14 protein-coding genes and 1 other annotated feature are annotated in these 16,993 nt (G+C 44.4%); of the genes, 11 read left to right on the top strand and 3 right to left on the bottom strand.

The features are described 5' to 3' along the window. Positions 1-40 precede the first annotated feature (40 nt). Both R7093_RS03955 and rnm read right to left on the bottom strand, forming a co-directional pair. Entirely contained in the window at positions 41-661 is a 621-nt protein-coding gene (locus tag R7093_RS03955) for an L-threonylcarbamoyladenylate synthase (RefSeq protein ID WP_005376791.1), read from the bottom strand. 59 nt (positions 662-720) lie between these two features. Then, a complete protein-coding gene (gene rnm, locus R7093_RS03950; protein WP_005386777.1) occupies positions 721-1,578 on the bottom strand; it encodes an RNase RNM in 858 nt (285 codons plus the stop codon). Between the two features lie 95 nt (positions 1,579-1,673). Between rnm and R7093_RS03945 the strand changes: the two genes are divergently transcribed. The 8 genes from R7093_RS03945 to R7093_RS03910 all read left to right on the top strand — a co-directional run bounded on the left by R7093_RS03945 (position 1,674) and on the right by R7093_RS03910 (position 9,620). Then, positions 1,674-1,799, top strand: coding sequence for a trp operon leader peptide (locus R7093_RS03945; RefSeq protein WP_005376787.1), 126 nt, complete (start codon positions 1,674-1,676; stop codon positions 1,797-1,799). Next, positions 1,746-1,849 (top strand) — a sequence feature (Trp leader region). It overlaps the preceding gene by 54 nt. 126 nt (positions 1,850-1,975) lie before the next feature. Then, complete coding sequence (locus R7093_RS03940; protein WP_047103292.1) at positions 1,976-3,541, top strand: anthranilate synthase component 1; 1,566 nt, start codon at positions 1,976-1,978, stop codon at positions 3,539-3,541. Positions 3,542-3,557: 16 nt separating this feature from the next. After that, a complete protein-coding gene (locus R7093_RS03935) occupies positions 3,558-4,166 on the top strand; it encodes an aminodeoxychorismate/anthranilate synthase component II (RefSeq protein WP_047103294.1) in 609 nt (202 codons plus the stop codon). Between the two features lie 37 nt (positions 4,167-4,203). Beyond that, complete coding sequence (gene trpD / locus R7093_RS03930) at positions 4,204-5,214, top strand: anthranilate phosphoribosyltransferase (protein ID WP_047103296.1); 1,011 nt, start codon at positions 4,204-4,206, stop codon at positions 5,212-5,214. A gap of 13 nt (positions 5,215-5,227) precedes the next feature. After that, complete coding sequence (gene trpCF, locus R7093_RS03925; RefSeq protein ID WP_047103299.1) at positions 5,228-6,667, top strand: bifunctional indole-3-glycerol-phosphate synthase TrpC/phosphoribosylanthranilate isomerase TrpF; 1,440 nt, start codon at positions 5,228-5,230, stop codon at positions 6,665-6,667. A gap of 64 nt (positions 6,668-6,731) precedes the next feature. Further along, positions 6,732-7,922, top strand: a complete 1,191-nt coding sequence (trpB, locus tag R7093_RS03920) for a tryptophan synthase subunit beta (protein ID WP_005445041.1) — start codon at positions 6,732-6,734, stop codon at positions 7,920-7,922. Further along, entirely contained in the window at positions 7,922-8,728 is an 807-nt protein-coding gene (gene trpA / locus R7093_RS03915) for a tryptophan synthase subunit alpha (protein ID WP_047103302.1), read from the top strand. The genes trpB and trpA overlap by 1 nt, the downstream gene beginning before the upstream one ends. Positions 8,729-8,924: 196 nt before the next feature. After that, the gene (locus R7093_RS03910; protein WP_005376777.1) at positions 8,925-9,620 is read left to right on the top strand and encodes a Crp/Fnr family transcriptional regulator; all 696 of its coding nucleotides are present in this window, start codon (positions 8,925-8,927) and stop codon (positions 9,618-9,620) included. A gap of 126 nt (positions 9,621-9,746) precedes the next feature. Here the strand turns inward: R7093_RS03910 and R7093_RS03905 are convergent, their stop codons facing one another. Beyond that, positions 9,747-11,288, bottom strand: a complete 1,542-nt coding sequence (locus R7093_RS03905) for a long-chain fatty acid--CoA ligase (RefSeq protein ID WP_318146519.1) — start codon at positions 11,286-11,288, stop codon at positions 9,747-9,749. A gap of 543 nt (positions 11,289-11,831) precedes the next feature. Here R7093_RS03905 and R7093_RS03900 point away from each other — a divergent pair. From R7093_RS03900 to R7093_RS03890, 3 genes are all read left to right on the top strand, one after another. Next, the gene (locus R7093_RS03900) at positions 11,832-13,091 is read left to right on the top strand and encodes a dicarboxylate/amino acid:cation symporter (protein WP_318146518.1); all 1,260 of its coding nucleotides are present in this window, start codon (positions 11,832-11,834) and stop codon (positions 13,089-13,091) included. Positions 13,092-13,247: 156 nt separating this feature from the next. Continuing rightward, positions 13,248-14,432 (top strand): acyl-homoserine-lactone synthase, encoded by a 1,185-nt coding sequence (locus R7093_RS03895; RefSeq protein ID WP_318146517.1) that lies wholly within the window; start codon positions 13,248-13,250, stop codon positions 14,430-14,432. Then, positions 14,425-16,965, top strand: coding sequence for a hybrid sensor histidine kinase/response regulator (locus R7093_RS03890; RefSeq protein WP_115386165.1), 2,541 nt, complete (start codon positions 14,425-14,427; stop codon positions 16,963-16,965). The genes R7093_RS03895 and R7093_RS03890 overlap by 8 nt, the downstream gene beginning before the upstream one ends. The last annotated feature ends 28 nt before the right edge of the window (positions 16,966-16,993 follow it).

The following is a 16,993-nucleotide window of genomic DNA, read 5'->3' as shown; positions in this document are numbered from 1 at the left end:
GGCGCGATGCCTCCTATTTTGTTTGGCGGTGGTGCGTCTACTATTCGAATGGTGCAGGGTCACCTGATCCCAAACGAACTACAACAGGTTCACCTTCGCTAAAGTCAATTACAGTCGTAGGTTGTTCACCTAGGTAACCGCCATTAAGAATCACATCAACCGCATGTTCTAGTTTATCGCGAATATCCTCTGGATCAGATTCTGTTACGTCACTGCCAGGTAGAATCAACGACGTAGACATCATCGGCTCACCTAATGCTTCCAACAAGTCCAAGGCAATTTGATTGTCTGGAACACGGATACCGATGGTCTTACGTTTTGCATTCATCAAACGACGCGGCACCTCTTTTGTGCCTTTGAAGATGAAGGTGTAAGGACCTGGTGTGTTATTTTTCAGCAGTCGGAATGCAGAGTTATCCACTCGCGCATAGAGAGAAAGCTCCGACAAATCACGACACAGTAAAGTAAAGTTATGCTTATCATCCAGACGACGAATCTGACAGATTCGTTCCAGTGCCTGTTTGTTCTCCAACTGACAGCCAAGTGCGTACCCTGAATCAGTAGGGTAAACCACAACGCCGCCGTTACGAATGATTGCTACTGCTTGATTAATCAAGCGAGCCTGTGGGTTTTCTGGGTGAACGTAAAAAAACTGGCTCATTGTAATTCCTCATTATCGAGCCTCTCGGCTCTATATTTTTATGGGTTCTCGACTTCGTATTACTGAGTGTTATTCAACGAAGGATCTATTCCCCAATCTTTCCAAACTGGTTCGACGCCAGCAGGCAACCATAGGTTCCTTCCTAGCTCCATCCACGGTGATGGGTAGTGAAAATCACTGCCTTGAGAGGCTAATAGTTTGTATTGTATAGCATAATCAGCCAAGTTGCGCCTTTCTTGTTGCGCTTGCTGTGGCTGTGCAACTTCCATCGCATCACCACCCGCTTCGACAAACGCTGCTAGAAGACGCTTAATCCACTTCGCTGTCAACTTATATCTACCAGGATGCGCTAATACCGCCATTCCACCAGCCGCATGGATAGCATCAACCGCATCCTTCATCGAACACCAATTCGGTGGTACATAACCTGGGTTATTACGCGTTAGATATTTTTTAAACACCATTTGCATGGTTTTTGCGTAACCATTATCTACCAACCATTTCGCGAAATGCGCTCTTGTCACTGGAGCATCACCGGCGATTTGCCTTACCTCTTCAAGCACACCTACTCGAGTTGCTTTTTGTAGTCGCTCTGCAATTAACTCAGATCGTGTTATGCGATGCTGCTTCTGTTGTTCTATGAGGGCAGATAATTGTTCATTTTCCGGATCGATATTCAGGCCGACAATATGAATATCTTTGTTTTGCCAGACGGTCGATATCTCAATGCCATTGATGATTTTTATCGGCAAATTATTATCTTGAACGTATTGCTTAGCTAACGCCAAACCGTCAACCGTATCATGATCAGTGATCGCCAAAACCTCGATATCAAAACTCAGCGCCCTTTCCACTAAATCTTTAGGTTCTAACCGACCGTCCGATGCAGTGGTGTGACTATGTAAATCAATTCTCATATTTTTATCGTTTTAATGCCGTTTTGGGGTTGACTTTTTACTCTCGCACTAGTTAACTAGTACACAAATACAAAGTACGTAATTTAAGGTTCACCATGTTACAAGAATTTAACCAAAACCAAAAAGCGAAAGTTGCGGTTTGTCTTAATAAGGCAAACTCATCAGATCTTGCTTGGTGGCGCACTTGGACTAGTTCTTGGTGGGCAAACGTATACTTCTAGTTTATAGAACCAAACGTTGTAAAGCCCGCTACTTAAGCGGGCTTTTTTGTTTTGTTGCTCATTTCACATTCAACTGCCTAAACATTAATCGAATATAGCCAACTCTAGATTGGGAGAACGTTTGCTTTATGCGACTATGTACGGCAGGAAGATTTAAACAGCTACAAGGAGGTCTTGTGAACAAGGCCATTGAAATTAAGAAACTTGGACAGCTTGAAGTGCTAACGGCTTCCGTCCCTTATACTCAAGACCCGACTCGCTTGTTCCACACACTATGTGAGAACAAAACTGACAGCCTATTGCTGGAATCTGCTGAGATCGATTCAAAGCAAAATTTAAAATCCCTGCTGATCGTAGATTCAGCGGTTCGCATTGTTTGCTTCGGCCATACCGTTAGCATGCACGCCTTGACCAATAACGGTAAAAACCTACTGTCTCACCTAAACCAGAACATCCGTGGTGACGTTGAGAGCAAGTTCGATGGCGAAACGCTAACTTTGCAGTTTAACCAGCCATGCGACACGTTAGATGAAGACTCTCGCCTACGTGAAGCCTCTTCTTTCGATGCGCTACGTTTGGTTCAGCATAGTTTTGATATTTCACAGCAAGACAAACACGCAATTTTCCTTGGTGGTCTGTTTGCCTACGACTTAGTCGCAAACTTTGAGCCGCTTGGTAATGCCGAAGTAACAAATCAGTGTCCAGATTACGTTTTCTACGTCGCGGAAACACTACTTGTTGTCGACCATCAAACGGAATCTTGCCAGCTTCAAGCGACGTTGTTTGTTGATGGTTCAGAGAAAACAGCGTTAGAGACTCGTATTGCAGAAATTAGCGCCCAGTGTGCAGCGCCAAAACTGTTGCCGAGTGCAGAGCAAATAACAGATGTAACGGTAGAACCTAGCGTGTCTGATGCAGACTTCTGCCAAACCGTTCGCGACTTAAAAGAGTTCGTAGTGAAAGGCGATGTATTCCAAGTTGTACCGTCTCGTAGATTCACTCTACCTTGTCCTTCTCCACTGGCGGCTTACAAAGAACTGAAACAAAGTAACCCAAGCCCTTACATGTTCTACATGCAAGATGAGCTGTTCACTCTGTTTGGCGCATCACCAGAAAGCGCGCTTAAGTATGAAACCGATACCAACCAAATTGAAATCTACCCAATTGCAGGCACACGTCGCCGTGGTAAACGCCCGAATGGAGAGATCGATTTCGACCTAGATAGCCGCATCGAACTTGAACTGCGCACAGACATGAAAGAAAACGCAGAACACATGATGTTGGTTGACTTAGCACGTAACGACGTTGCCCGTATCGCACAAGCAGGCACTCGCCACGTAGCTGACCTACTAAAAGTCGACCGCTACAGCCACGTAATGCACTTGGTATCTCGTGTGGTTGGTCAACTGCGTGAAGACCTAGACGCGCTGCACGCATACCAAGCGTGTATGAACATGGGTACGCTCACTGGTGCACCAAAGATTCGTGCAATGCAGTTGATTCGCGATGTAGAAGGCGCACGACGCGGTAGCTACGGCGGTGCTGTGGGTTACCTTACCGGCGAAGGAACACTAGATACTTGTATCGTGATCCGCTCAGCTTACGTTGAGAACGGCATTGCTCAAGTTCAAGCTGGTGCAGGCGTGGTGTTCGATTCTGATCCACAAGCGGAAGCAGACGAAACGCGCGGCAAAGTACAAGCGGTAATCTCTGCTATCCAAGCAGCGCATAAGTCACAATAAGGAATAGGGTTCAGAGATGGCTAATATCATTTTTATCGACAACTTTGACTCGTTCACCTACAACCTTGTGGATCAATTCCGCTCGCTAGGTCACTCAGTCAAGATTTACCGAAACAACATCCCAGCAGAAACCATTGAACAAGCGGTAAATGAGCTTGAAAACCCAGTGGTTCTGCTATCACCAGGTCCTGGTGCACCTTCAGAGGCAGGCTCAATGCCAGAGCTTATCCAACGTATGAAAGGCAAAGTGCCGATGATCGGAATTTGTCTTGGCCACCAAGCGATTGTTGAAGCATACGGCGGCACCGTTGCTGGCGCGGGTGAAATCATTCACGGTAAGGTCTCTATGATGGAGCACCAAAACCATGCGATTTACCAAAACCTACTATCACCACTCGCAATTGCACGTTACCACTCGCTAGTTGCGACCAAGGTTCCTGAGAGCCTAACCATCACAGCAGAAGTGGATGACTTGGTAATGTCTGTTGTACATGAAGAAGATAAAGTTTGCGGGTTCCAGTTCCACCCGGAATCTATTATGACGACCTACGGAGCAACACTGTTGGCCAATGCCATTGAATGGGCACTTGAAGAACAAACTTCAGCGAACCCACTCACTGCTTAAAAAGCACTTGGCACATAAGAAATTTAGGAGAGGAAATATGGAAGCAATCATCAACCCTATTATTACCAAACTGTACGAGCAAGAATCGCTTACTCTGGAAGAGAGCCAACAGCTATTCGACATCATTATCCGTGGTGAACTAGATCCAATTTTGATGGCGTCAGCGCTGACTGCACTAAAAATCAAAGGCGAAACGCCAGACGAAATTGCAGGCGCGGCAAAAGCACTGCTGGCAAACGCAAATCCATTCCCTCGCCCAGATTACGATTTCGCAGATATCGTAGGTACTGGCGGTGACGGTCACAACACCATCAACATTTCAACCACTGCGGCGTTTGTTGCTGCAGCATGTGGTCTAAAAGTAGCGAAACACGGTAACCGCAGCGTTTCCAGCAAATCGGGTTCTTCTGACCTTCTTGATTCATTTGGTATCAACCTAGCTATGAGCGCAGAAGATACGCGCAAAGCGGTAGACGATATTGGTGTCGCTTTCCTATTTGCACCTCAATACCACGGTGGTGTGCGCCATGCGATGCCAGTGCGTCAAACTATGAAAACACGCACCATCTTTAACATTCTTGGCCCACTGATTAACCCTGCTCGTCCTAACATCGAATTGATGGGCGTTTACAGTGAAGAACTGGTTCGTCCTATCGCAGAAACCATGCTACAAATAGGTATGAAGCGCGCCGCTGTAGTACACGGCAGTGGCTTGGACGAAGTAGCAATTCACGGTGAAACAACCGTTGCCGAAATCAAAGACGGAAAGATCACAGAATACAAACTAACGCCTGCAGACTTCGGTTTAGAAGCGCACCCGCTAGAAGCGATCAAAGGTGGCGTTCCTGAAGAAAACAAGGCGATAATTACCAATATTCTGACGGGTAAAGGTACAGACGCACAATTGGGCGCAGTGGCAGTGAACGTTGCTCTGCTAATGCGTCTATTCGGCCACGAAGATTTGAAAGCCAACACGCAACAAGCGATTGAGGCAATGAATTCAGGCAAGGCGTACCAATTGGTACAACAACTTGCCGCACACGCTTAAGGAATTGAAGAAGATGACTGACTTCAACACTCAGCAAGCTGGCAACCTGTCTGAACACGTTTCTAAGAAAGAAGCAGAAATGGCAGAAGTACTGGCGAAAATTGTCCGCGACAAATATCAATGGGTAGCAGACCGTAAGGTGTCTCAACCGCTAAGCACATTTCAGTCTGATTTGCTGCCATCGGACCGCAGCTTCTACAATGCTCTGAGTGGCGAAAAGACGGCATTCATCACCGAATGTAAGAAGGCATCTCCTTCTAAAGGTTTGATTCGTGATCACTTCGACTTGGATTACATTGCATCGGTTTACAACAACCATGCTGATGCGATTTCAGTCCTAACAGACGAAAAGTACTTCCAAGGTAACTTTGACTTTCTTCCTCAAGTACGTGGTCAAGTTAAACAACCGGTTCTGTGCAAAGACTTCATGGTAGATACCTACCAAGTTTACCTAGCACGTCATTACAGTGCTGATGCCGTGCTACTGATGCTTTCTGTCCTTAATGACGAAGAGTACAAAGCGCTAGAGGAAGCGGCGCACAGCCTGAACATGGGTATCTTGACCGAAGTCAGCAACGAAGAAGAGCTTCATCGTGCAGTTAAGCTAGGCGCACGCGTTATCGGCATTAATAACCGTAACCTTCGCGACCTAAGTACTGATTTGAATCGTACGAAAGAACTGGCACCGACCATTCGTGAACTGGCTCCTAACGCAACAGTAATCTCAGAATCTGGCATTTATACACATCAACAAGTTCGTGATTTAGCGGAATACGCAGACGGCTTCTTGATTGGTAGTTCACTGATGGCGGAAGACAACCTTGAACTTGCAGTACGTAAAGTGACGTTAGGCGAAAACAAAGTCTGTGGCTTAACGCACCCAGATGACGCAGCGAAAGCGTACCAAGCTGGTGCGGTATTTGGTGGTCTGATTTTTGTCGAGAAGTCGAAGCGTGCGGTCGACCTTGAAGGTGCGCGCTTAACCATGAGCGGTGCTCCACTTAACTACGTAGGCGTGTTCCAAAATCACGATATCGATTTTGTTGCTTCTGTCGTGACCTCTTTGGGTTTAAAAGCGGTGCAACTGCACGGTCAAGAAGACCAAGCTTACGTTAATCAGCTAAAAGCAGAGCTACCAGCATGTGTTGAAATCTGGAAAGCTTACGGTGTGACAGATGCGAAGCCAGAACTGCTTTCGGACAACATTGACCGTCACCTATTAGATGCACAAGTTGGCACTCAAACAGGTGGAACCGGACAAGTGTTCGACTGGTCACTGATCGGCGACCCAAGTCAAATTATGCTAGCGGGCGGACTGTCGCCAGAAAATGCTCAACAAGCAGCGACACTAGGTTGCTTGGGATTAGATTTAAACTCTGGTGTAGAAAGCGCACCAGGCAAAAAAGATTCACAGAAGTTGCTCGCGGCATTCACTGCTATTCGCAACTACTAAAGCTGGATATCAGCTAAAAAATTTAAAGCTATTCGTAGCGAAAAATACGAGAAGGAATATAACGATGGCAAAACTGAATGCCTACTTTGGCGAATACGGCGGTCAGTACGTTCCGCAAATTCTAGTTCCAGCACTGGAGCAACTAGAGCAAGCGTTTATCGACGCGCAAGAAGATCCAGAATTCCGCAGCGAATTCATGACGCTTCTTCAAGAGTATGCGGGCCGCCCAACGGCTTTAACTCTAACTCGTAACCTAACCAAAGGTACGAAAACCAAACTGTACCTAAAACGTGAAGACCTACTTCACGGTGGTGCCCACAAGACTAACCAAGTGTTGGGTCAAGCGCTACTTGCGAAACGCATGGGCAAAAACGAAATCATCGCTGAAACTGGCGCAGGTCAACACGGTGTTGCAACCGCACTAGCATGTGCACTGCTTGGCCTTAAGTGTCGCGTGTACATGGGTGCAAAAGACGTTGAGCGTCAAAGCCCGAACGTATTCCGTATGAAGCTAATGGGCGCAGAAGTTATTCCTGTCCACTCGGGTTCAGCAACACTTAAAGACGCATGTAACGAAGCGCTGCGTGACTGGTCTGCAACTTATGAAGATGCACACTACCTATTAGGTACAGCGGCAGGTCCTCACCCATTCCCAACAATCGTGCGTGACTTCCAACGCATGATTGGTGAAGAAACGAAGAATCAGATTTTGGCACGTGAAGGTCGTCTTCCTGATGCGGTTATCGCATGTGTGGGCGGTGGTTCAAACGCGATTGGCATGTTTGCTGACTTCATCGAAGAAGAAAGCGTTCGCCTAATTGGTGTTGAGCCAGCAGGTAAAGGTATCGATACTGACCAGCACGGTGCACCACTTAAACATGGTAAAACGGGTATCTTCTTTGGTATGAAAGCGCCATTGATGCAAGATCCAAACGGTCAGGTTGAAGAGTCATACTCTGTCTCTGCTGGTCTTGATTTCCCTTCAGTTGGTCCACAGCACGCACATCTAAACGCAATTGGCCGTGCTGAATATGACAACGTGACGGATGATGAAGCACTAGAAGCATTCCAAGAAATTGCGCGTCACGAAGGTATCATCCCTGCTCTAGAATCTTCTCACGCACTGGCTCATGCACTGCGTATGGCTCGTGAGAATCCAGAAAAAGAGCAATTATTGGTCGTTAACCTATCAGGTCGTGGTGACAAAGACATCTTCACCGTACACGCCATCTTAGAAGAAAAAGGAGCAATCTAATGAGCCGTTATGAAAAGATGTTTGAGCGCCTAAACGAAAAGAACCAAGGCGCATTTGTACCGTTCGTAACGGTTTGCGATCCAAACGCCGAGCAGTCTTACAAAATCATGGAAACACTGGTTGAGTCTGGTGCAGATGCCCTTGAACTTGGTATTCCATTCTCAGATCCGCTAGCGGATGGCCCAACCATCCAAGGCGCTAACATTCGCGCGTTAGACTCAGGCGCAACACCAGATATCTGCTTTGAGCAAATTGGTAAGATCCGTGCTAAATACCCAGAGTTACCTATTGGTCTTCTTATGTACGCGAACCTTGTTTACTCTCGTGGTATCGAGAACTTCTATGAGCGTTGTGCAAAAGCAGGTATCGATTCTGTTTTGATTGCAGATGTACCAACTAATGAAAGTGCCGAATTTGTTGCTGCTGCAGAAAAGTTTGGTATTCACCCAATCTTCATCGCACCACCAACGGCAAGTGATGAAACACTGAAGCAAGTATCAGAGTTAGGTGGCGGCTACACTTACCTACTCTCTCGTGCAGGTGTTACTGGCGCAGAAACCAAAGCAAACATGCCTGTAGGTCATATGCTCGATAGACTGAACCAGTTTGATGCGCCACCAGCGCTACTTGGTTTTGGCATCTCTGAGCCTGCACAGGTGAAACAAGCACTAGAATCTGGCGCCGCTGGTGCAATTTCTGGTTCAGCCGTGGTAAAAATCATTGAAGCGAACGTTGATCAGCCACAAATTATGCTCGACAAGCTAGGTGAATTCGTTTCTGCAATGAAAGCTGCCACTCAAAAATAATTTCAGTTTGATATGACACAACAACGCCCGCTTAACATTATGTTTAGTGGGCGTTTTCTTACTATCGCGTTTATACCACGTCATTTTTTGTTCAACGCCCGCACTTTCCAAATCTATCTCAAGCAGAGCACTCAAAGAGTGTTAAGCTTGGGTAACTTAACTCACTCAATAAAGCAATGTGCAGTAAGGTTGCTACATGGAAGAAGTCAAAACACTGCTAGCCAAATGTCCTGTACTATCAGGGCTGCCAGATAAAGGGCTTAGTGAAGCAGCGCAAATGACTAAGGTTCGCTGCTTCGACGAAAAAGCACTGATTTGCAATAAAGGTGCGCTTCAATCTTCTCTTATGGTCATAGCTCAAGGTGCAGTGAGAGTGAACTCAATTAGTTCAAAAGGCAAAGAAGTCACACTGATGATTTTCGAAGCTGGTGGCTGGTTTGGAGACAATGTTTTTTCTCCCGGTATGCCTCGTATTTTTGGTGCGACCGCGCATTCTGACGTGACTGTAATGGAGCTTCCTGGAGATAAATTTCGCCAATTACTCGCCAAATACCCTCAAAGTTACCCCACTATACTCGACTTACTTAGCCGCCGCTTGTGGTCTGCTATTTCTGTTATCGAAGATGACGCGATTAGAGGAATTGAAGAACGAGTCGCCAAAAGGTTACTGCTGCTTGCAGAATACCAACTTAATCAAGCGATCGATACTCGACCATGCGTTGTCAGGGTAACAAGAGAACATATCGCTAACATGATGGGGCTAACTCGTCAGAGCGTACACAAGATACTAAAACGATTAGAAAGTATCGGGATGCTAGAGCTAAACTATGGCTCAGTAACCATTACCAATCCGAAACGCTTAGAAGAATACTTTAAAGAACTCGAGCAATAGATCCATTCAACAAACGGTAAGTATTGTCTAACGACAGCTAAAAAGCTTATGCATCTAATTGGTTAAGAGCACAACACCATTTGCACTTAGGCAAGTGGCGCTGTGACACAAAAACCATTGAATTGACTAAGCTATATTCAATTCAGATTTCAACTCACGTTTCAAAATCTTTCCTGTCGCACTCATCGTGAGGTGTTCACGAATTTCGACATAACGAGGATATTTAAACGAGGCTAATTGCTCTTTACCCCACTTTTGTAATGAATCGGCGTCAATGTATTCTTTTGGTTTAAGTACAACGTAGGCTTTTATCTCTTCGCCATACTCTTCATTTGGAATCCCTATCACCGCGACCATTGAAACTGCAGGATGAGTCATGAAAACTTCTTCAATTTCTCTGGGATAAACATTAAATCCACCTCGAATGATCAGATCTTTCATTCTATCGACAATAAATAAATTACCTGAACTGTCAAAGCGGCCCACATCACCAGTATGGAACCAACCATTTTGTAGCGCAGATTCAGTAACTTCTGGGCGATCAAGATATCCCTTCATAACATTATGACCACGCACAACAATCTCACCTTCTTCGCCTATCGGTAGTGCATTGCCTTCAATGTCGATAACTCTTACTTCGACGCCTTGAACCGGTTGACCTACCGAGCCTGGTATTCGCTCCTGATCTAAATGATTAAAACATGCAATAGGACTTGTCTCCGACAACCCGTATCCTTCTAAGATCGGCACATTAAATGTTTCTTCAAAGGTTCGAAAGATTTCGGTTGGTAATGGCGCACCACCGCTTACTGCAACACGCAATGACGAGGTATCAAATTGATGCTGCACATGAAGCAGACCGATGTACATCGTTGGCACACCAGCAAATATCGTCACCCTATGTTTTTCCACCAGCTCAAGAACATGTTTAGGCTCAAACCTAGGCACTAACACCAATGTTGCCCCGCCCAAAACACTAGCATTTAAGTGGACGGTTTGACCAAATGTATGAAATAAAGGCAAAGTTACTAAGTGAATATCATCGGCCTGGCTGCCCATAATGTTTTGTGCCACCAGAGCGTTCATTATGATGTTCTGCTGAGTCAGTTCAGCGCCTTTTGGTAAGCCTGTCGTCCCTGATGTATACAAAATCACACATGTATCATCCGCATTACGCGGTATATAATCCGGCAACGGTTGGACATCGGCTATAAACGCATTGAGAGTTATTACACCATTCCAATAGCTTTCATCTTGAGATTGAGTCAATACGACTATGCCTTCGCATGTATCGACTTGTTCAAAGGCTTTGACACCCTCTTTTGCCATTGGCAGTTCTTTCGTCCCTTCAAAGCAGAAATAAAACTTCGCTTTTGAATCTTCTAAGTGATACTTAATTTCTCGCGCTTTCAAAAGCACATTTAATGGGACTGCAACCGCGCCAGCTTTTTGTATTGCATAATAAACAAACGCGAAAAAAGGAATGTTTGGGCATGAAATCGCAACGCGGTCACCTGGCTTTACGCCTTTATTGATTAAAGACGCTGCGATCTTGCCGGCGATCGCATCAAACTGCGCATAATTTATCTTTTCAGTGCCACATATCAACGCCGTTTTATCTGGTTTACTCGCAGCATTTCTTTGTAACGCAGCAGCAAGATTCATCATAGTCTCTTCACCTCTTACTTGTCTTTCTCGTCTAATCAGCTCAGGAGCATTAACTAAGCAAGTTATCTCTAACACTGGATCGTCAGCATTTGAGTCTCACCAGCCATTATCATTTAACATTATGTTTACAACGCAATCAGGACTAAGAATGTAAAGCAATTAACATTTCAGAAGGTAAATTAATAAAAGTGTGAGCTTGAAAGAAATGAATTGTTATAAATATCAACCCAAGTCACTAAAAACTCTGACTGCAATAGCAAATACAAAAGCGGTTAAAATTAACAAAAAGAAAACAAAAAAAGAAAAATAAACTTGAACAATCCCAAGCGTAACACTCATAAGAAAAATCAACGGCAAACGTTTGCTATTGAACAAAACTTTATCGTTCGTCAACAAAATATCGATTAATCCATCAATAATACCTTGCTGCATATTGCCAATTGTAAACGATAAGTGTAAAAAGCAAGGCGAGATAATTATCCGTAAATCCATTTGTGGTTAGTGGGTAATTTTAGGATTTTACATTTTATTAGCACAGAGGTTATGGAAGTGTTAAAAGAAAAGAGTTTGCTAAACAACATTGGCGTACAAGTCGTAATCGCCATGATCGTGGGCACAGCCGTTGGTGCCATGATGGGTCATGATGCGACAGTGTTCGCTCCTTTAGGTGCTATCTTTATCAACTTAATCAAAATGTTGGTTATTCCTTTGGTCGCTGTAGCCTTGATTTCTGGCGCCGCTGGTCTTGGGAACAGCCAGTCAGCAGGTAAAGTTGGCATCGTCACTCTAGGTTATTTTGGTTTAACATCCGCCCTAGCCGTTGCGCTTGCACTATTTATGGGTGAAGTATTCCAACCAGGCATGGGTATCGACGTCTCTGGCGTTGAAGGCATGTTCTCAGCAGAATACGCTTCAAAAGGTGAACTACCTACTTTCTGGGCAACCATCACTGGTATGATCCCAACCAACGTTTTCCAATCACTAAATGAAGCAAACATCCTACAGATCCTCGTTTTCTGTATGTTCTTTGGTATTGCGATTTCTAAGCAAGCAAAAGAGCGTCGTGAACCAATCATCAATGGTGTTAACTGCATCGCTGACGCAATGGTTTGGATGATCAACAAAGTAATGATCATTGCACCTATCGGTGTATTTGGTCTGATGGCAGAAGCCGTCGGTACGTTTGGTTTTGGTGCGCTAATGGTGGTGTTTAAACTGTTCGTTGTTTACGTTGCCGCCATCCTAATCTTCGGTTTCGTTGTTTACCCAGCAATGGTGCATGTTTTCACGAAGACATCTGCGAAGAAATTCCTGTCTTCAATGAAGAAACCGCAAGCAGTTGCGCTTTCAACAGCGTCTTCTATGGCAACACTGCCTGTCACAATGGACACCTGTGAAAAAGAGCTGGGCGTAAAAAATTCAACTGCATCATTTGTTCTGCCTCTAGGCGCAACGATCAACATGTCAGGTAATGCGATTTACTATGGCTTGGTTGCTATCTTCTTTGCTCAACTGTTCAATATCGATCTAGGCATGGGCGCTTACATTGCAATTATCGTAACGTCTACATTAGGTGCGGTTGGTCAAGCGGGTGTTCCTGGCCCTTCTTTCCTAGTGGTTGCCGTGCTTCTTGCCGCTGGTATTCCAATTGAAGGTCTACCGCTGCTATTCGCTCTTGACCGTATTTTCGATATGATTCGTACAGCACTGAACATCACAGGTGATGCTGCATGTGCAGTTATCGTTGATGCGCTAATTGAAGAAGAAACGGCAGAAGCTGAGCTAAAAAAGCAAGAAGCCTAACCCTTTCTTGAATAGACCAAAAACCGCTCATAATGAGCGGTTTTTTTGTCTTTTCTTGCATTACGTAACTATACAAATAGAAACCGATGGCATAATTTTTTCAAAATGATATAAACCATTACAAAATATAACAAAACGTTAGAGCTAGGTTATATCATGAGTTTTGAGCAATCTTTGGACTATCTCACCAAAACAAATTTGCCGATCGAATCAAAGCAGCAGGCCTTGGTTGACTCAGTTATTCTTACCCTAACGAAACAAAAACGAGATGCTCTTTTTCAACAGGTTGCTCTGTATCGAATAAAACTGCTTAAATCTCTCTTTCCTAAACACGCATCAAAAAGTCTTTCTGCACTATTTGAGTTAATGGATTATCGAGATTTAGTGCAACAGTATCCGACAGGTTTCTCCAAAGAGATTCGTTTACTTGAACAACTTGCCGCAGATTGTTACCCGCATTGGATGGTTTTCTGGTGTCAATGCGAGATCGAAGCAATCAAGCAAAAATATCCTTCAAACGAAGCTGCGATTCCTACTCCGCTTCCGTTTGACGACCACAGCTATACTAGCGTGTTAATTGAAGATATCGCAGATTGCGATCTTGAGGTAATGCTGCCAAATCATGCAGCGTTAATGCCGATTTCCGAAGCGATCACACTGAGTAATCTTGAGCTTTTCGTCCAAACTGAACAATGGTTTGAAATCTTGCCTCTTTTATCACTCTCGCAAAAAGGGCAGCACTTTGCCCTCTTGCTCAAATCGTCATCTTCACCAATCATGGTCTCCTCCGCTTTAGTGCAAAGCTGGCATCAACGAAATAACTGGCTCAGTTACTCACCACAGTTTAGTAACGAACAATGGCAGTTTTGCTTTCCTAATCATGGGTACAGTGTTCTCAATCAACTGGGTATTTTGGAGTGTCGTGCTCTAACTCATGAGCACACTCTTATTGAGTTTGATGCTCAGTTTCAATCTCGTGTAAAGAACAGTGAAGCGGTTTGCGAAGTACTGCGTCTTACGGTGGGAGGCAACATTCAACAAAAGCTGTATTTTTTGTATCTGGCGCAAAAAACTATGATGAGCGAGCTCTATAAAGCAGGCTATAAGCTCGGCTTTACCATTATTGAGCAAGTATTTATGTTAAATTTCTATCAATCTATTGATTTAAGTGCCTACTTTCACTCAGGATACCGCGACATTAACGGTGACGGTACCAAGACATACCGCGGTTTCTGGAATTTAGGTATGATGGTTGAAGCATTTCAAGACATACAATTTCGCGACTACAAACATTGCGTACGAACAAAAAGAATGGATAAAAAGGTGAATGAGCATGCTTGATGTTCATTTGCACGGTCTCTTTTACCCAAAAGCAATGGCATTGTACGCGACTGTACTAATAGTATTCGCTTGGCTACTGTATTACTGCTATCGCCTAAAACAGAAGAGTGAATCAATCTTAGGCTCGCATCACGCGCCTTACATCGCTTATTCCAGCTGTATCATTGTTTGGATAAGCAGCAACGCCTATTTCCATACCGATTTATTGCCAGAATTAGGCTCTGTTGGTGGCATTTTTATGGCTAAGTTAGCGAACTTAGCGTCTTTTTTCGCCTTTGCGTTTGCATTCTATTTTTCTTGCCAGTTAACCGCAGATGTTAAAAAAACAGCGGTCAAAGCCTGGCAAAAAGTCGTCTTTGTCGCACTAGCAACGTATTCACTGTACATCAACTTAGTACCGAATCTTACTGTCGAAAATGTCACCATTAGTGGTCCAAGCCAGTTCGTCATTAAATTTGGCCCACATACCTCATATTTTTTCATTAGTTTGCTAGCTTTCGTGGTACTAACGCTGCTTAACTTGATTGCCATGCGCGCTAACAGCAGCAAGCTCACGTTAGCAAAAAGCAACTATATGATCGCTGGCATTTTGGTATTCATGTTATCTACGGCAGTGATACACCTTGGAATGACGTATTTCCTTGGCGACTTCTCCCTAACTTGGTTACCACCAGCACTTTCAATCAGCGAAATGTTGTTTGTGGGCTATGCCCTACTTACCTCTCGCTTCTACAGCGCTAAATATCTCACGTACTTAACGGTAAGCGCGCTCTTAGTCTGCGCCATTTTTGTTCTGCCGCTAGGGGCGATATTTATTCCTATCTCTGAAGATAACCAATGGCTTGTTGCGGTACCTTTATGCGCGCTTATCGGTATCAGTTGGCACTTGCTTTTTAAGCGAGTCAGTCGTTTCGCTTCATATTTTATTTATGGGAAACGACACACTCCCGTTCAGCAAATCCTTGGGTTAGAGGAAGAGTTTAAACGCTCAATAGATGATGCTATGCGTCAGTTGGCATCGTTACTTAACATACCAAACAACAAGCTACAGCTAGTCACTAGCAATTACACAGAAACGTTTTACGAAGAGTACCTGCCGTCAAGCAAGTCAGTTCTCGTGCTTGATGAGTTGTCTGAAGAAATTGATTATGCCTCCTCTTCTAAAGGGTCGATGAGAAAGCTCTACGAGCGTATGCGCTCAAGCAATACTGCGCTCGTTATGCCTCTCTTCGGTCGTGGAAAATCTGTTACTCACTTGCTGATTTCTTCACATAAAATAGATAATAAGCTGTTTTCTAATGAAGAAATCTCAGCTCTGCAAACGTTATTAGTTCGCATCCAGAGCACCATTGAAGCCGATAGAAAGGTACGCCAAAGCCGTGCGCTGGCTAACTCCATTGCACATGAAATGCGTAACCCTCTCGCTCAAGTACAATTACAATTTGAAGCTTTAAAACAGCATATAGAGTCAAACGCCTCACTGGATATGCTAAAAAGAGAAATTGATAAAGGTGAAGCCGCTATACAACGCGGTCGACAACTTATCGATATTATTTTACGAGAAGTTAGCGACAGCTCACCAGAGCATGAGCCTTTAGCTCTCACTTCCATACATAAAGCCATCGACCAAGCAGTAAGCCGTTATGGTTTTGAAAACGATCAAATAATTGAGAGAATTAACCTGCCACAGGCACACGATTTTGTCGCGAAGTTAAATGAGACCCTGTTTAACTTTGTCATTTTCAATTTGATTCGTAACGCTATCTACTATTTTGATTCTTATCCCGACAGTCAAATTGAGATTCGTACCCAGGCGGGGGCTTACGAAAACATTCTGATCTTCCGAGATAGTGGGCCAGGTATAGATCGCAGTATCTTACACAAGATATTTGATGACTTTTTCTCGTATCAAAAAAGCGGAGGCAGTGGCTTAGGTTTGGGCTATTGCCAACGTGTTATGCGCTCCTTCGGAGGACGAATAGAGTGCCAGTCTGAATTGAGCGAGTTCACAGAATTCTACTTGTATTTCCCAGTCGTACCAAACGCACCAAAACCAGAGACATTGAGAGCACCGGACTTTGATAACTGGAAAGCAACTCCATCACATTCTGAAAATCATTCAGCTCAACACGTACAAGTATGTAAAGATGCACCAACAGTGCTCATTGTTGATGACAAAGAGGTGCAACGCACCTTGGTACAGATGTATTTAAAAAGATTGGGAGTCAACAGCTTACAAGCAAATAATGGAGCCTCTGCGGTAGAACTATTCCACTCTCACAAGATTGATCTCGTTCTTATGGATGTCCAAATGCCGGTAATGAATGGATTTGACGCCAGCCAACGGATTAAGCAAATCACATCCTCCGTTCCAATCATTGCCTTATCTGGTGAGTCTGGAGCTAGAGAGTTGGAGCTAATTTCGACACTCATGGATGACAGGCTCGAAAAGCCCACCACGTTAAATGCACTTCAAGTCGTCATCCAAAGATGGTTACAGAACGAGAATTTTGCACCTTCCAACACTTTTTAATTTGCAAATATAGAATTGGCACTAGATG

The sequence above is a fragment of the Vibrio sp. 1580 genome (genome assembly GCF_033340055.1).
Note: the sequence above shows the minus strand (reverse complement) of the source record. Positions and strands in the feature narration are given on the sequence as shown.